Here is a 15,121-nt window from a genome sequence, read left to right as displayed (position 1 = left end):
TATAATGTAACAAAAATGATCGTTTAAATGTGCTCTAAAAACACCTCATTAATTCGCTTAACGTCTTTATTTAAGTATAATGCCAACAGTCTTTTAAGCTTTAAAGCGGCCCACAATGAAATACAAAGATCTACGTGATTTTATCGATTTATTAGAAAAAAAAGGTGAACTGAAGCGTATTCACCAAGAAGTTGATCCTTATCTTGAAATGACCGAAATTGCCGACCGCACACTACGTGCTAAGGGACCCGCTTTATTGTTTGAAAACCCTAAAGGTTATGATATCCCCGTGCTAGCTAACTTATTTGGTACACCAGAGCGTGTTGCCATGGGAATGGGTAAAGAACACGTTAGCGAACTGCGAGAAGTCGGTAAGTTGCTGGCATTTTTAAAAGAGCCAGAGCCACCAAAAGGCATTAGAGAAGCATTTAGCCAAATTCCAGTGTTTAAGCAAGTATTAAATATGCCTGCCAAAGAAGTTAAAAAAGCGCCTTGTCAGCAAGTTATTCTAGAAGGCGATGATGTTGATTTAACTAAGCTGCCAATTCAACACTGCTGGCCTGGTGATGTGGCTCCATTAATCACTTGGGGTTTAACCGTCACCAAAGGGCCTTTCAAAAAACGCCAAAACTTAGGTATTTACCGCCAACAATTACTCGGTAAAAATAAAATCATTATGCGCTGGTTATCACACCGTGGCGGTGCTCTCGATTTTCAAGAATGGTGTAAAGAAAACCCAGGCCAACCTTATCCGGTATCGGTAGCATTGGGTGCTGATCCGGCGACAATCCTAGGTGCCGTCACGCCAGTGCCAGATACCTTGAGTGAATACGCCTTTGCCGGCTTGCTACGTGGTAGCAAAACAGAAGTAGTTAAGTCGATATCCAATGATTTACAAGTTCCAGCCAGTGCTGAAATAGTTCTTGAAGGCTATATAATGCCGGGCGAAATGGCACCTGAAGGCCCTTATGGCGATCACACGGGTTATTACAATGAGGTTGATAACTTCCCTGTTATGACCGTGACCCACATGACACATCGTAAAGATCCTATTTATCACAGCACTTTTACTGGTCGTCCACCAGATGAGCCGGCAATTTTAGGGGTCGCACTCAATGAAGTCTTCGTGCCTATTTTGCAGAAGCAATTTCCTGAGATAGTCGATTTTTATCTACCGCCAGAAGGCTGTTCATATCGTATGGCGATAGTGACAATGAAAAAACAATACCCAGGTCATGCCAAGCGCGTGATGATGGGGGTATGGTCGTTCTTGCGTCAGTTTATGTACACAAAGTTTGTCATTGTCTGTGATGATGACGTTAACGCACGTGATTGGAATGACGTGATCTGGGCGATTACTACACGTATGGATCCCGCCCGCGACACTACTCTAATTGAAAACACACCGATTGATTATTTAGACTTTGCATCACCGGTTTCAGGTCTTGGTTCAAAAATGGGTATGGATGCCACTAATAAATGGCCCGGCGAAACCACTCGTGAGTGGGGCGAACCCATTGTGATGGATCAAGCGACTAAAGATCGCGTCGATGAAATCTGGCAAAGCTTAGATATTCTTTAACAGCTCTTTTAGAGGCTATAAACTCACTATGCGGATATGTTATTATTGTTCAAATAAAGTGCGTATCCGCTAATTTAAGGTAAAACATGCAAACATTACACGCTGAAGTTGTCGCTATCAGCCCACTCACTGAATTTGTTCACAAAGTAATTTTAAAACCTGTTGAAAGCGTCACCTTTGAAGCTGGCCAATATTTGCAAGTAGTACTTGGCGAAAAAGACAAGCGCGCGTTTTCAATTGCCAGCCGCCCTTCACAGTCTGATGAGCTAGAACTCCATATTGGCGCATCTGCAGTTGATTCATATGCAATGCAAACTTTAGAGCATCTTCGCCAAGCCCATGCTGAGAAAACTCAGGTGTTGATTGAAGCTGGCTTAGGCATTTCACAGTTGCGTCTCCAATGCGAACGTCCAATTATTTTACTCGCTGGCGGCACTGGGTTTTCATACGCAAAATCTATGGCTGATCATTTAAGTGAAATCGGTTGTGAGCGTCCGGTATTGTTCTATTGGGGTGTGCGTGAAGAGTCAGCCTTATATGCGCATACTGAAATGCAAACATGGGCCGATAGCCGTGAAAACTTTACCTTTATACCAGTAGTGGAAAACCCAACAGCTAGCTGGACAGGCCACACAGGCTACGTACATAAAGCGGTGATGAACGATATCGTATCGCTTGCCCCATATGATATTTACATGGCAGGGCGTTTTGACATGATAGGTATTGTGCGCGATGATTTCCTAGCACATGGTGCAATTCGCGAAAACATGTTCGCCGATGCATTTGCATTTATAAAATAGTATAACCAGAGTAACCAGCTTAATTTTTATCCGTAAGCTGGTTACTGACACTCCCTGACAGCCCGCTATGATTTACTTAGCTCTTCTTAAACAAGGAGAACTATGATGACCACAAATTTAATCGAAGTTGTAAATTTCAAACTAAAGACTGATACAAACTTAGCGCAGTTCCACATCGCTAATAATGATTTTCAGCGTTATATTGATAACCAATCAGGCGTACTTTACCGCTCCCTTGCTAAACAAGCCGATACCCAGCAATATAGTAGTATCATTTATTTTGCTACGGTTGCTGATGCCCAAAAACTGCGTGATACATTTTTTGATAATGCTATTTGCCAACAGTACACTTCTCTCATTGCAAAAGAATCGATAAAGCAGGATCGTTTTGAAGTGCTTAGCCAAACAGCTTGCCAACAAAGCTAACACTGTATTTTTGAAAACAAGGATAACCAATGCACAAATCAGAGCGGCTATTTCAATTAGTAAACATACTTAAGAGTCGCCGCTTTGCGATCACTGCAAACGAACTTGCCAATAAATTACAGGTATCTCAGCGAACAATTTATCGCGATATTCAGCACTTACAGAGCTAGGGCGTGCCCGTTGAAGGTGAGGCAGGCACTGGCTATTTAATTACCGATTACGATCTACCACCGATGATGTTTACTCTTGAGGAGCTACAAGCACTGTTGTTAGGTAGTAAAATGGTGAGCGCTTGGACTGATCCACAGTTAGCGGCGAATGCTCAAACTGCAATGACTAAAATTAATGCAGTGTTGCCTAACAAGTTAAAGCAACGCGTTGCAGAGCTGCCGTATTTAGTCTCTGCATTTCATCACGATAAAAGCCACCAAACGACCACTTTGATACTTCGTAAAGCCATCACTAATAAAACCTGCATTGAATTTCATTATCTGGATGTAAACCAACGACCAACTCAGCGTATTGTCGACCCTTTAGGACTGGTATATTGGGGAGCAAAGTGGACTCTTATCGCTTATTGTCAGTTGCGCAGTGACTACCGAGAGTTTCGCTTAGATCGTATTCAAAGCATTATTCCACTCGCCAAGGTATTTGATACTAATTCACAAAAAAGCTTAGCGCATTATATGGAGTTAGTGAAAGCCAAATACCAAACTCACTCTGATGGTCTGGCTCATAATTAAATTTAGCTGTGATTGTTGTTACCTATCAGCGCAATCAACATAAACAATTTCACAAACGGCCAATCCTTAACCATACTTTGAATAACTCATTAATTGGGAGAGACCCAAATGTTAAACACCAAAGTAAAAGATTTTATGCAGCGCAAGTTACCGCATATAACCCCTGAAACCGAGATGACCACAGCAATTGCAGAACTACAAAAATTCAAACTACTGGGAGCGCCAGTGTTTGATGATAATAAATGTTTAGTGGGCTTTATTTCTGAGCAAGAACTGCTAAAACCGTTAATGCAAAATAGTTATTTTTGTGACGGTGTGGTTAAGGTTTCACAACTGATGCAAACCGAGGTTGTAACCGTCAACGGCGACACCAACATAATGGAACTTGCCGAGCAAATGAAAACCGGTAAACCTAAAAATTACCCCGTTGTTGAAGGCACCAAAGTAATTGGCATGATTGGACGCAGTGATGTACTCAAAGCACTTTTTGATAACTACCTAAGCTGCCAGCAATAATGTGTTTTTCAAGCAATGCCTGACGCTAAGCGAACAAGGCATTGCCATTTGTTTAATGTGCGTTAATTAAGCTAGGGGTGCTCCGTAATATTTATAACCGCCGCATCTTTGGCTTTTATTAATACTGCGCAGTTTTTATCTGATGGTGCTAACGTCACTTTAACAACGTCACTCAACGTCAAATCGTTTACTCTATTTGCGCATCTTAGCGCTATTTCACCAATCTGCTCAGCATTCATTGAAATTGTAAAATTGAGTTTTAGAGGCTGATATACCCAACTTTGCCCTTTAAGCATTGTTTGTTGTAACTTAAACTCTTTATCACTTGATAGACTCTCATTTATAGGCTGCTGTAAAAAATCCATGCTTTGTTCGCTAATTTCAACATTCTCTAATTGAGTCATTGCCTTAATAGCTTGCCCAGCATTAAAAAACTGATTTTTATATAAGTGCCAACTATATAAATTTTGTAGTGTTTTAGAGGCAAGTGATGGTGGTAAGTCTGTATGAAGATAGCCTGCTCTTTCGATACTTTGACCGTAGTTATCCCACTCTTTTTGCGCGTAATAATAGCGACCTTGAATCCAATAAAGTAAAGCCTGCTCTTGTAAGTTTTTGGCATTATCTGATGACATATCGGTCAATAATTTTTCGACTTCAGCGAACCGCTGCTGAGAAAGCAGCTCACTTGCTTGCTCGTAACGAGTATAAAAACCGGGCGTAACAGCGTATCTACCAATACCAATCCCTTCCTTAGTCAAGCGAAGTAACAGCGTTTGCCCAGACGCAATAATGCCTTGCCCATCTGTTGCTGGCGAAAACTCGAGCTTTTCAAAGTATTTTTTTGTACGTGCAGTAAAATATTCTTTATCAGAAATATCGATAATATCAATATCACTCACTTTACCATCGATATCAATTACATAACTTACGTAAGCCCAGCCTTCTAAACGAGTGGCGCTTTGAGTTTTATTTAGCGTATTGTGATTATTAATAAGTTTCGCAGGTATGAATGATTCAGCCTTTACAAAATAACTATTTGCTAAAATCGAAAGAGTAAAAAATATCGTGAAAAATTTCATAGTCAGGTCCTTTAAGGGAATTACATCCTTACTTTATTTAGAAGCGCCATTCTTCTAGTGCAATAAATGTTTTTCTTTCCTGTTGATATTGCAAAAATGCGCTAGATAGCGCATTTCAATCATAAAACTTAAATTAATAAGTAGACGAGGCTTTTAGATCTCGTAAGGCTTGTTTTTCAGCATCACTCAAGTATGCAATATCAAGTGCATTGGCTTGGGCTTTTTCCATATCAGCCTGAGTAAGGCCTGCAGCAGGTCCTGCAACCATGTATTCATGTTCAATTTCGATGCCTTCCACTGCGGGATCATCGGTATTAATACACGCTAAAATACCATGATCTAAAAAGCGCTTCAGTGGATGCATATCTAAACTGGCTACTGTGCTGGTTTGCACGTTACTAGTTAGGCACGATTCAATACCTATGCGTTTATCACGTAGGTAGTCCATTAGCTTGGCATCTTCAATAGCTTTGACACCATGGCCAATACGCTCAGCACCTAGCTCATTGATTGCTTGCCAAATACTGGCAGCTCCCAGAGCTTCACCGGCGTGAATCGTTGCGCTAAGGTAAGCATCACGTACTTGCTTAAAGTGATCGACAAATAACTCGCCCGGAAAGCCAATTTCATCACCAGCTAAGTCCACTGCAACTAAATCATTTTTAAACGCGAGTAAGGCATCTAACTCTTGCTGGCAAACTTTAGTGCCATAAGTACGTGATAATATACCAATCAGATTAGCTTTAACCGTGCTACTTTGAGTCGCACTTTTAATACCATCAACTACAGCTTCAACCACACCTTGTGGATGTAAGCCTTGGCTTTGTGCCATGTAGTAAGGGCTAAAACGCAGCTCTACATAATCAAGACCTTGTGCTTGCGCATCTTCAATATTTTCGATGGCAATACGCCGACACGCATCGTAATCACCCAATACCGTGACGCCCCAGTCAAGCTTTTGTAAAAAGGCCATTAAGTTAGGCTCAGGATCGATAACTTGCACATGCGGTATTAAGTCTGCAACATTATCAGCAGGCAGCTTAATATTGAACTGACGACCTAAATCAAGAATAGTTTGCGCGCGGACATTACCATCTAAATGGCGATGGATATCTAGCAAAGGGAGTTTTTTATTGATCATAATTAGCACTCAGTTCAGTTAATTTGCGCGGATCATACGCACTTAAATCGGTAATTCAAGTTTAGATGATTTTGTTTGTATTATTGAGGTCATTTGTCAGCCCCGCTCGATAAAAGTACTAAAAATTAATCAGTACTCTGTTGTAGGTAATGCCATATGGTTTTAAATAGCTTTTCGGCATCGATTGGTTTTGTTAAATAGCCATCCATACCAGCTGCGAGAGCTTTTTTAACATCATCATCATGAGCATTTGCTGACAGAGCAATAATAGGAAGCTGATGTATAAATAGCTCATCACGAATCACTTTAGTGGCTTGCAAACCATCCATATTAGGCATTTGAATATCCATAAGCACTAAATCATAACGGGTTTCAGAGACCTTCTCAATGGCTTCAAAACCGTCACTGGCAACATCAGCAATACACCCTTTGGTTTTTAATATAGCGGTAGCAACATGTTGGTTTAGCGGATTATCTTCTACCAATAGGATCTTAAATTCAGCAAGCGATAAAGTACTCGTGTCAATCTCAGCAAAGAGAGGCTCTAATTGCTCGGCTTTAGTGAGAGGCGAGGTACGTGGTAAGGTAAAAGTGAAAGTTGAACCTTGTCCTTCCTCACTTACTAAACTAATATTTCCTCCCATCAATTCAACCAACTTTTTGCAAATACTTAACCCCAAACCTGTACCGCCGAACTGTCGCGAGGTAGAGCTATCGGCTTGTGCAAATGGTTGAAAAAGTTGCTGTTGAGCTACTTGGCTAATACCAATACCAGTATCACTGACACTAAAGTAAGTGACGTCTTGCTGCTTCCATACTTTGAGTGTGATTGTGCCTGTAGCGGTAAACTTAATCGCATTATTTAATAAATTTAGCAAGACCTGCTTTAAACGTATTGGGTCGCTATCTAGCTGTAGATCTGCGCTATTATCTAGTTCTAATATTAATTTCAGCGACTTAATATCAACGTCGAATTGCACCAAATTAACTAATTCATCAATAAGCTGATTTAACTCGATAGGCTCTTGTATTAAATCGAGTTTGCCAGCTTCCATTTTAGAGAAATCGAGTACATCATTTAATACTCGCAGCAACACACTCAGCGCACCATCAGCTTGTTCAATATAATGGCGGGCTTGTTGCCAATCTTGCTGCTGCAACGCTAAATAATGCAGACCTTTAATGCCATTGATCGGAGTACGTACTTCGTGACTCATATTCGCTAAAAACTGGCTTTTGATTTGACTTGCTTCATCTGCTTTTTGTTTTTCTTGACGCAACACTCGTGTTTGTTGAGCAACTTGCTCGCGCACCTGAATATTGGTGCCGGTCACTGAGATTAAAAAAGTGATCAGTAACCAAACAAATAACATCCCTAATATTTGTGCAAACCAGTACATTATCCATGACGTTTGTGTTGTTGGTTCAAATAACTGAACTTGCCAAATTCGCTGCCCGATAACTAACTGGTATTCACTCAGCAGTTCGCTATCGGTGCGAGATGCGCGGTAGATTAGTTGTCGCTGCTGCGCATCAGTCACATCGTAGAAGTGCATACTTATTTGACTGCGATGATTAAACTGCAAAGTATCAGCCAAGCGCGCTAAGTTAATAACGCCAACTACAAAGCCCCTAAAATCACCTTGCATATCTAAGTCACCAAAAACCGGAAAGAAAAACAATACCCCAGTATCATCATTGTTGCTTTGTACAAGCTTCATCGGTTCGCTAATAATCAACTCATTCAATGCTTTTGACATCATCATCACATTACGGATTTGCGCATTTGAGGCTAAATCAAAACCTACTACCCCTTCATTACCCAACATCGGATGTACATACTGTACAGGGTAATAACTGTCCCGTTTCGTCACACTCTGCCATTGTTGCTGGGGTGATTGCTCTTTTATATAAAATTCATTAAAGCCTTCTAGACGAATTTGTTGTTGGTATTGAGCAACCGTTGATAACGGTACATTTGGCACCCATTCTAGGGCAAGTACTTCATTGCTGTAATTAAGTTGAGTTGTAGTAAAACGCTTAAATTCAGCGTAACTGACTTCATCACTACTGGCAAAAAAAGTAGAAAGCAGAGCTAAATGCGCCGATACCTCATCTAATTTATGATTTATTTCCAACCGCACTTCAGCTACTTTTGCTTCTTGCTTTTGAATATCTTTGTCTTTTTTCACACTTGCCGCAGCATAAAAGCTAATACTTATAACGACATAAATAAGGAGTGAAGGTAAAATTACTTGTAAGCGATGACGCATCTGATCGTAATTAAAAGCCGCCAATATTAACGGTGTAAAAATTAACACCCCAATACTGTCGCCAATCCACCACGCCACAAAGTTATCAAAAGCGGTATGTATCGGTATTATATTATTGGACACCAATAAGCTAGTGCCTATCGCTGCAGCAATCACACAGCAAGCAGGCCCTGCAATGATCAAGCTTTGTACACTGTGTTTTAAAGAGGATAAATCTAGCGGAGCTTTAATTATTTTAACGATGCAATAGCAGCCTACCCAGGCCTGCAAAACGGCTGCAAAAGAGACAGCTAAAGCTTGTAAGAAAACCTGCCAATGCAGAATATCAGCAACACGATCGAGATGAATCATATTGGTGAGTAAAGCACCGAGCAAAACCCCAACTAAGGCGCGTCGCCCGCACAATAAAAACCCTGCAAGGGCAATGCCTGATGGTGGCCACGAAGCCACTGCATAACCATCAATAGCGAGCAGCGAATTACTGAAAAACCCAGTAATAAAATAAGCAAAGGTTAAACCAAACGTCAGAGTAAATATATTTTGCAATGCTCTGGCGCTCCTATTCAGGCCTCAACTAACTGTAATTACAAATAAAGGTCGAGTGCTTTTTGTGGTTGTGCGCTTTTACTATAACTAAGCTGTGCTTGTACTAAATATTCTTTGCTGTTCTCTGTGTTTAACGCTTTATCGAACACCCGAGCAGCAAGCTCATACTCACCATGAGCATTAGCTAAGCATGCAAGTGCCAGTAACAATGCTTGATTATCCGGCTCTTTTTTTAAAGTATCTTGTAAACTCGCCTGTAACTTTAATGCGTCTCCAGGGGCGGACACTTTTAATATATGTGCAAGCTCAATATGCTGCTCTGGTTTTTTCAGCATTTTAAGTAAACTTAATTCAATCTCATTTAAACGCCCAGCTTTTGCCATCGCAGCTAAGTAACAGCTATGCGCTTTTACTTTTACGTTTTTAGATAGTTGCTGATACTTATCGGTTAATTGCGATTCTGGCTGTGCCATAAAGTAGGTGGTTAATAATATCGACCATTGGCTATCTGTTAACGCTTTTTTACTTAGTAAACGCGGCATAAACTGCTCAAGCGCAGTCCATTTTTGCTGTTGCACAAGTACTTCGGCATACAATTTCAGCTCCAGCGCGGTGGCTTTTTTAGCTTCCGCTAACGCTTTTAATTCACTGCTTACTGTGCTGCAATCACCACTGGCTAACCAGAGTTTAGCCGCTTTTAGTTGGTTTTCTGGTGAAATTTGGTCAAGTAATCCAATCGCTTTGCTTGTGTCATTATTTTGTAAAGCCGCTTTAGCTAATAACGCATAGCGCACATCTTGCCAATTATCAGCCACGCTATTGTTTCCCAATGCCAGTTCTAGCTGTTCGCTATCACCACTGATCAGACTCCATACAGCTTGTTCAATCGCAGCTTGTTTACGCTCCTCACTACGGGCAAAAAAACGATGGCGAGTATTGCTGTATAAAGACAAAATATAACGAATAAGCTTATAAGTTAAATACAAACCCAGCGCGATAACCAAAATGGTCGCGCAAAAAGCAACGATAGACCCTTCAATAGTAGTTTTATTAAACGAAATTAATACATAACCCACTTCACCTATTAACATAGGCGATAAAGCAAGTAATACAGCAACTGCTAAAATAACCAATATTAAGCGGATCATTTTGCCCACTCCTTGATCTGCTCAGTACTTTGCAAAGTGATAGCTGGACTAAAGTTTAACTGCTCTTTGCTCAACTCCTGCAGCGCTTTAAGCGTACTTTTAGTTAGTGCTTCATCATGTTGGAAATAATCTTTTACTAATACTTCGGCTTGACTCAGAGCAGTAAAATAAATACTGGCTTGTTTAGTCAAAAGCGCATCTTGAGCTTGCGATAAATATAAACTTAATCGCTGTTGGATCAAATGACGCTCGTACTCTGTCAATAAAGGTTCAATAGCGATATCTTCACGTTGGCGAATTTTAATAAAGTTATCTTTAAATTGCTGCCACGAATTAGCTAAATTTTGCTGCCAATCACTAACGTTTTCGCTCAATACATGTTGCTCTTTTTGATCTACTTCTTGTGGTAATGCCACCGCATTGAAAACGAGCTTATCTACTTGCCCAAGTACACCGTGCAGCTTTAAATAAATTGCTTCTATTGCAACCGGCTCAACAGTGCTAAGCGCTTGCAAATCTTGATATATTGCTTGGCGAATAGCGCCAGTTCCTGGATGCTCTGCTAATAACGTATCTAATCGAGTTAATACTGCCGCCGCTCCATTATAATCATGCTCAGCCCACAGTTTAAACTCAGCCATACGCTGCAAACTAGTCACCTCTTGTGGATTAAGACTATATGTTTGTTGCTCTGCACGCTGCAAGGCGGCTGCTAATTGTTTTGCCGTGTTATCTGCATTTTCAGCTAAGCTAGCAGCAACTTTTTGCTCACTATTAAACAGCGCTTGTTGCAAGGTTTGCTGCGCAACTTTCACTGCTTGCAGCTCTTTACCGAGTAATTGGTTGTCAGCTGATAACTGATTAACTAACAGATTTGCTTGCTGTTGTGTATGAAGTTTTTGGTAAAACTGAAAACCAACACCAGAGGCCACAATCAACGAGATAAGTAATGCTAAGCTGCCAGTTTTACTTATTTTTTGTTTGTTGTTTTGGTTCGTTTCTTGTTTCATAGCAAAGTCTTTTTTTGTTGCCGAAGGAGAGTCTGCAACCTTAGCACTCGCCTTGGTTGAACTGCTTGGCGTTGCTTTAGGGTCAGCAAGCTGTGATGTTGGCTTTGTATCTTCACTCATAATGTTACCTTCGCTAATACAAGTAAACATAGCGCTATCGCTTGCACCTGCAGCAATGTGTATATTTGCCGAGTCAATCTGTTGCGCCGCAAGGTATTCACTAATGCGAGCACTGGCAACATAAAACTGGCACTGTCTGATCCACTCTAATTGTTTTGCGCCCAGTTCACGAAAAATCGCATCAACTGCCGCATTACTTGTTATGACTATACCTTTAACATCAAGGCTTTGCCAGTGGTCTAGCCAGTCAGTTGCATTACCTTCTACAGGGCCTCGTTGATAAACCACTAAATTATTTAAAAATGCCCCACGTTGCTTTAAGTTTTTTGCAATCGTTGCTCGGCCATCTTTACCTTTGACCAACACTATATTTAGACCATCAACTTGCTGTAATGATTTTAAAGCCAGTAATCCTTCAGAATCATGCAGTTTAGGCACGGCTGCTCGTACGCCAAATGCCTGCCAAATGGCTTCTGCCGTTTGTTCACCTACGGCATAAAATTGCGCTTTAGTATTGATATCGGGTTTAAGTGCCAACAATGCTTTGACAGCATCTTGGGAGATAAAAATAATTTTATCTGCATTCAGTAAAGGGGTCAGTTGAGTATTATCTGGGGTTAAGTAATCAATTTTCAAAACCGGAAATAAAGTCGCCTGATAACCCCCTTGCGACAGTTGCTCTGCAAGGTCGGCGCCTTTTCCATGTGGGCGAGTTATCAGGATCTGTGACATTTATGCGTCTCTATATACTTCAGCTAAAATTTTATCTGCGCCTAAAGCAAGTAACTGTTCAGCCAGTTGCACACCAAGCTGTTCAGCATCAATTGCTTTACCACTGATCTCAGCGCGTAAAATTTCGCTGCCATCAATTGCGCCCACTAAACCACGTAAATGTACTTGCTCGCCATCAACTAAAGCATAAGCGCCAATTGGCACTTGGCAACCACCTTCTAAACGGCGATTCATTGCACGTTCGGCATTAACACGAATACGTGTCTCGTTATGCTCAAGTGGTGCAAGTAACGCTTGGGTAACCTCGTCATCAATACGGCATTCAATACCTACAGCGCCCTGACCATTCGCTGGTAACGATTCTTCTGGTTCAATAAATGCTTTAATACGGTCATGCATCTGTAAACGAATTAATCCAGCAGCAGCTAAAATAATCGCATCATATTGGCCATCATCAAGCTTAGCTAGGCGAGTATTGACGTTACCGCGTAAATCACGAATTTCTAAATCAGGACGCAGTTCACGAATTTGACACTGACGACGCAAACTCGATGTACCAACAATAGCACCTTGTGGTAGCTGTGCAATGTTGGCAAAGGTATTTGACACAAATGCATCGCGTGGATCTTCACGTTCACAAATTGTATGCAGTGCTAACCCTTCAGGAAAATCAACAGGTACATCTTTCATTGAATGCACAGCGATATCTGCACGGCCATCTAACATGGCCTGCTCAAGCTCTTTAACAAATAGTCCTTTGCCACCGATTTTTGCAAGTGGTGTATCAAGAATAATATCTCCTTGTGTCGACATTGGTACTAGCTCAACAGTAATGCCGGCATGGAAATGCTCTAGCTGTGCCTTTACAAATTCAGCCTGCCACAGTGCTAATGCACTTTTACGCGTAGCGATACGAATAAGTTGAGGTTTTTTTGTCACGTTTTCAGTCATAAAAGGAGTCCAATTAATTTTCTTTGCTGAGCCTAAAGGTGAATAAACACTTACTCAGCTAAAATGCGAAATTCTTTTTGTGCCAATAAATGGCCCTGTTCGTCAACAACATCAACACGCCAGTTGCCAACTTGTTCAGGTAAAATAGTTTTATTAGAGTAAGTGCGATACCGAGGAGACGTTACACCAAGCTCAATACTAGCTAGCACTTCATTTTCATAGCGCCAAACATGCTTGACCGTCTGCCCTTGCATATTTTTAAGCTCACTAAAAAATGCCATTGTTTCAGTAAATTCATTTAAACGCACATCCGCTTTAAAAACATTAACGGGCTCACGATCAACCACTTCACGGGTCAATACTGCGCGGCTTACTTTGTCGGTATCAATTTTTGCACCAAGAGCAACGCTGGCAATATGTGCGGATGTAGCAAAACTATCTGGTTGCTCCGCACTAACGTCACTTTCTACTGGCTCATTATTGGTATTTGTAGCAACAATAGTATTAGCTGCAAGTGCTTGGCTTTGTTCGGGCTGATTACTATCAACAATTTGCTGCTCTGGGCTATCAGTTATCATCGCCATTTCTAGCGATTCACTTTTATCATCCACTACACTAGCATCATTACCATCATCAGCATTAATATCAGTGAGTGTCGACGCTTCGCTGACTACCTCAAACTCTGTATTGTCTGCTACCGTTGTTGAAGATGCTAAAGGCGCGTCTTCTTCGCTTGTCTGTGCAACAGACTCGGGGCTATCAAGGGGTTGTTGTTGATCATTTTGCTCAGCATTTACGGAGCTCAACAGGCTATAAGTAAAAATAACTAACGCAAATATCATCAGTAACGTAACGGTAACAATGCGCTGCCAATGCCATTGATAGGTTACCTCAGGCGCGATAGGTGCAGCCTCTCGACTCATACTTGCAGTGATCACTATTTTTTGTTTCATTTTAGCCTCGGCTACTCAACACTATTTAACTTAAGCGCGCGATCAACCAGTGGCGAATAGCCATTAGTTCTTCCCCGCAGAGCTGATGGCCCATTGGGTAATCTTGCCAACTTACATCCATGTTATGCGTTGTAAGTATGTCAAACGCATGACGACCTGCATCATAAGGTACTACTTGATCTTGGCTACCATGAGCCATAAATATCGACAAATCTGTATGTTTAGCTTCAGCCGTTAACTTATCTGGCACGCACATATAAGTCGAAAGCGCCATTACACCTGCCAGTTTCTGAGTTAAACGCGGTGCTAAATGTAGCGCAATAACGCCACCTTGAGAAAAACCAGCCAATATTATTTTATCTGCAGGAATACCTTTACCAAGCTCTTGCTCAATCAACTGCTCAACCTTCGCCGCTGATTCGCGTACCCCAGTTTCATCAGCGCGCTTGTCTAGATCCATAGATTTAATATCATACCAAGAACGCATTGCCATACCACCATTTATGGTGACCGGTTGTACCGGAGCATGCGGGAACACAAACCGCACACCTAATTCATCAGGCAATGCAAGTTGCGATGCGACAGGTAAAAATCCATCGCCTGAATCGCCTAAACCATGTAACCAAATAATCGTTGCTTGATGCTGGCCTTTTGCCGCGTATTCTACAAACTCTAAACTCATAGTGCTGATTGCCATTCTACCGTTTGGCCAGCTTGACGCGTTGTTGCTTCATTCATAAACTGCCAAAATTCTGCGCCCGAGCGATTATCAATCCACTTATCGCCACGCAATTCAAAATGGTGACCATTAAACTTAGTCGCCACCCATACTTGATGCAAAGGAGCTTGCTTATTAATCACAATTTTACTGCGGTCAGCAAAAATAATCTCCAAAATACCTTGTGCAGATTCATAGTCTAAGTCAGCTTCACAGTCATCCACTTGTTCTTCAATGGTAAACATAAGAGCTTCGGCTAATTGGTGGTATTCATGATCAGTCATTATTGTTTCCTTTTACGGGCATTTAGCCAGATATTCGGTACGAATTGCATGCAGCTAGTGTAACAGGAATAAATTCATCCGCGAATAGCTGCATTT

At 41.3% G+C, this 15,121-nt stretch carries 15 protein-coding genes; 6 read left to right on the top strand and 9 right to left on the bottom strand.

From position 1 onward, the window contains the following. The first annotated feature begins 115 nt into the window (after window positions 1-115). The 6 genes from ubiD to PVK79_RS02550 all read left to right on the top strand — a co-directional run bounded on the left by ubiD (window position 116) and on the right by PVK79_RS02550 (window position 4,067). Window positions 116-1,582, top strand: a complete 1,467-nt coding sequence (gene ubiD / locus PVK79_RS02575) for a 4-hydroxy-3-polyprenylbenzoate decarboxylase (RefSeq protein WP_145239922.1) — start codon at window positions 116-118, stop codon at window positions 1,580-1,582. Window positions 1,583-1,668: 86 nt separating this feature from the next. Next, window positions 1,669-2,382, top strand: coding sequence for an NAD(P)H-flavin reductase (gene fre / locus PVK79_RS02570; RefSeq protein WP_145239924.1), 714 nt, complete (start codon window positions 1,669-1,671; stop codon window positions 2,380-2,382). Between the two features lie 102 nt (window positions 2,383-2,484). Further along, a complete protein-coding gene (locus PVK79_RS02565) occupies window positions 2,485-2,808 on the top strand; it encodes a hypothetical protein (RefSeq protein WP_257325242.1) in 324 nt (107 codons plus the stop codon). A 29-nt stretch (window positions 2,809-2,837) separates the two neighbouring features. Next, window positions 2,838-2,978, top strand: coding sequence for an HTH domain-containing protein (locus PVK79_RS02560; RefSeq protein WP_257325241.1), 141 nt, complete (start codon window positions 2,838-2,840; stop codon window positions 2,976-2,978). A gap of 3 nt (window positions 2,979-2,981) precedes the next feature. Then, window positions 2,982-3,551, top strand: a complete 570-nt coding sequence (locus PVK79_RS02555; protein ID WP_257325240.1) for a helix-turn-helix transcriptional regulator — start codon at window positions 2,982-2,984, stop codon at window positions 3,549-3,551. 108 nt (window positions 3,552-3,659) lie between these two features. Further along, on the top strand, window positions 3,660-4,067 hold the full coding sequence (locus PVK79_RS02550) for a CBS domain-containing protein (protein WP_145239928.1): 408 nt from the start codon (window positions 3,660-3,662) through the stop codon (window positions 4,065-4,067). A 71-nt stretch (window positions 4,068-4,138) separates the two neighbouring features. On the opposite strand, the gene PVK79_RS02545 is transcribed toward PVK79_RS02550, so the two are convergent. The 9 genes from PVK79_RS02545 to cyaY all read right to left on the bottom strand — a co-directional run bounded on the left by PVK79_RS02545 (window position 4,139) and on the right by cyaY (window position 15,025). Continuing rightward, window positions 4,139-5,149, bottom strand: coding sequence for a hypothetical protein (locus PVK79_RS02545; protein ID WP_257325239.1), 1,011 nt, complete (start codon window positions 5,147-5,149; stop codon window positions 4,139-4,141). Window positions 5,150-5,282: 133 nt separating this feature from the next. Next, a complete protein-coding gene (gene add, locus PVK79_RS02540) occupies window positions 5,283-6,290 on the bottom strand; it encodes an adenosine deaminase (protein WP_145239932.1) in 1,008 nt (335 codons plus the stop codon). A gap of 125 nt (window positions 6,291-6,415) precedes the next feature. Beyond that, window positions 6,416-9,109, bottom strand: coding sequence for a CHASE domain-containing protein (locus PVK79_RS02535; protein ID WP_257325238.1), 2,694 nt, complete (start codon window positions 9,107-9,109; stop codon window positions 6,416-6,418). Window positions 9,110-9,147: 38 nt separating this feature from the next. After that, window positions 9,148-10,257, bottom strand: coding sequence for a heme biosynthesis HemY N-terminal domain-containing protein (locus tag PVK79_RS02530; RefSeq protein WP_182717471.1), 1,110 nt, complete (start codon window positions 10,255-10,257; stop codon window positions 9,148-9,150). Continuing rightward, a complete protein-coding gene (locus PVK79_RS02525; protein WP_257325237.1) occupies window positions 10,254-12,119 on the bottom strand; it encodes a uroporphyrinogen-III C-methyltransferase in 1,866 nt (621 codons plus the stop codon). Before PVK79_RS02525 ends, PVK79_RS02530 begins: the two co-directional genes overlap by 4 nt. Continuing rightward, a complete protein-coding gene (gene hemC, locus PVK79_RS02520) occupies window positions 12,120-13,058 on the bottom strand; it encodes a hydroxymethylbilane synthase (protein ID WP_149982317.1) in 939 nt (312 codons plus the stop codon). A gap of 62 nt (window positions 13,059-13,120) precedes the next feature. Then, the gene (locus tag PVK79_RS02515) at window positions 13,121-14,023 is read right to left on the bottom strand and encodes a DUF2914 domain-containing protein (protein ID WP_145239940.1); all 903 of its coding nucleotides are present in this window, start codon (window positions 14,021-14,023) and stop codon (window positions 13,121-13,123) included. Window positions 14,024-14,048: 25 nt separating this feature from the next. Beyond that, window positions 14,049-14,705 (bottom strand): alpha/beta hydrolase, encoded by a 657-nt coding sequence (locus PVK79_RS02510; RefSeq protein WP_257325236.1) that lies wholly within the window; start codon window positions 14,703-14,705, stop codon window positions 14,049-14,051. Then, window positions 14,702-15,025, bottom strand: coding sequence for an iron donor protein CyaY (cyaY, locus tag PVK79_RS02505; RefSeq protein WP_145239944.1), 324 nt, complete (start codon window positions 15,023-15,025; stop codon window positions 14,702-14,704). The genes PVK79_RS02510 and cyaY overlap by 4 nt, the downstream gene beginning before the upstream one ends. Window positions 15,026-15,121 lie beyond the last annotated feature (96 nt).

This window comes from Pseudoalteromonas rhizosphaerae, from assembly GCF_028885455.1.
Classification (GTDB): Bacteria; Pseudomonadota; Gammaproteobacteria; order Enterobacterales; family Alteromonadaceae; genus Pseudoalteromonas; species Pseudoalteromonas rhizosphaerae.
This window is presented reverse-complemented; position numbering and strand designations above follow the sequence as displayed.

Bases quoted from the DNA above. Each gene is read 5' to 3' on its own strand.
- cyaY (WP_145239944.1), bottom strand. From the start codon at position 15,025: ATGACTGATCATGAATACCACCAATTAGCCGAAGCTCTTATGTTTACC.
- PVK79_RS02565 (WP_257325242.1), top strand. From the start codon at position 2,485: ATGATGACCACAAATTTAATCGAAGTTGTAAATTTCAAACTAAAGACT.
- PVK79_RS02560 (WP_257325241.1), top strand. From the start codon at position 2,838: ATGCACAAATCAGAGCGGCTATTTCAATTAGTAAACATACTTAAGAGT.
- PVK79_RS02515 (WP_145239940.1), bottom strand. From the start codon at position 14,023: ATGAAACAAAAAATAGTGATCACTGCAAGTATGAGTCGAGAGGCTGCA.
- PVK79_RS02550 (WP_145239928.1), top strand. From the start codon at position 3,660: ATGTTAAACACCAAAGTAAAAGATTTTATGCAGCGCAAGTTACCGCAT.
- PVK79_RS02530 (WP_182717471.1), bottom strand. From the start codon at position 10,257: ATGATCCGCTTAATATTGGTTATTTTAGCAGTTGCTGTATTACTTGCT.
- PVK79_RS02525 (WP_257325237.1), bottom strand. From the start codon at position 12,119: ATGTCACAGATCCTGATAACTCGCCCACATGGAAAAGGCGCCGACCTT.
- PVK79_RS02510 (WP_257325236.1), bottom strand. From the start codon at position 14,705: ATGAGTTTAGAGTTTGTAGAATACGCGGCAAAAGGCCAGCATCAAGCA.
- ubiD (WP_145239922.1), top strand. From the start codon at position 116: ATGAAATACAAAGATCTACGTGATTTTATCGATTTATTAGAAAAAAAA.
- PVK79_RS02545 (WP_257325239.1), bottom strand. From the start codon at position 5,149: ATGAAATTTTTCACGATATTTTTTACTCTTTCGATTTTAGCAAATAGT.
- add (WP_145239932.1), bottom strand. From the start codon at position 6,290: ATGATCAATAAAAAACTCCCTTTGCTAGATATCCATCGCCATTTAGAT.
- fre (WP_145239924.1), top strand. From the start codon at position 1,669: ATGCAAACATTACACGCTGAAGTTGTCGCTATCAGCCCACTCACTGAA.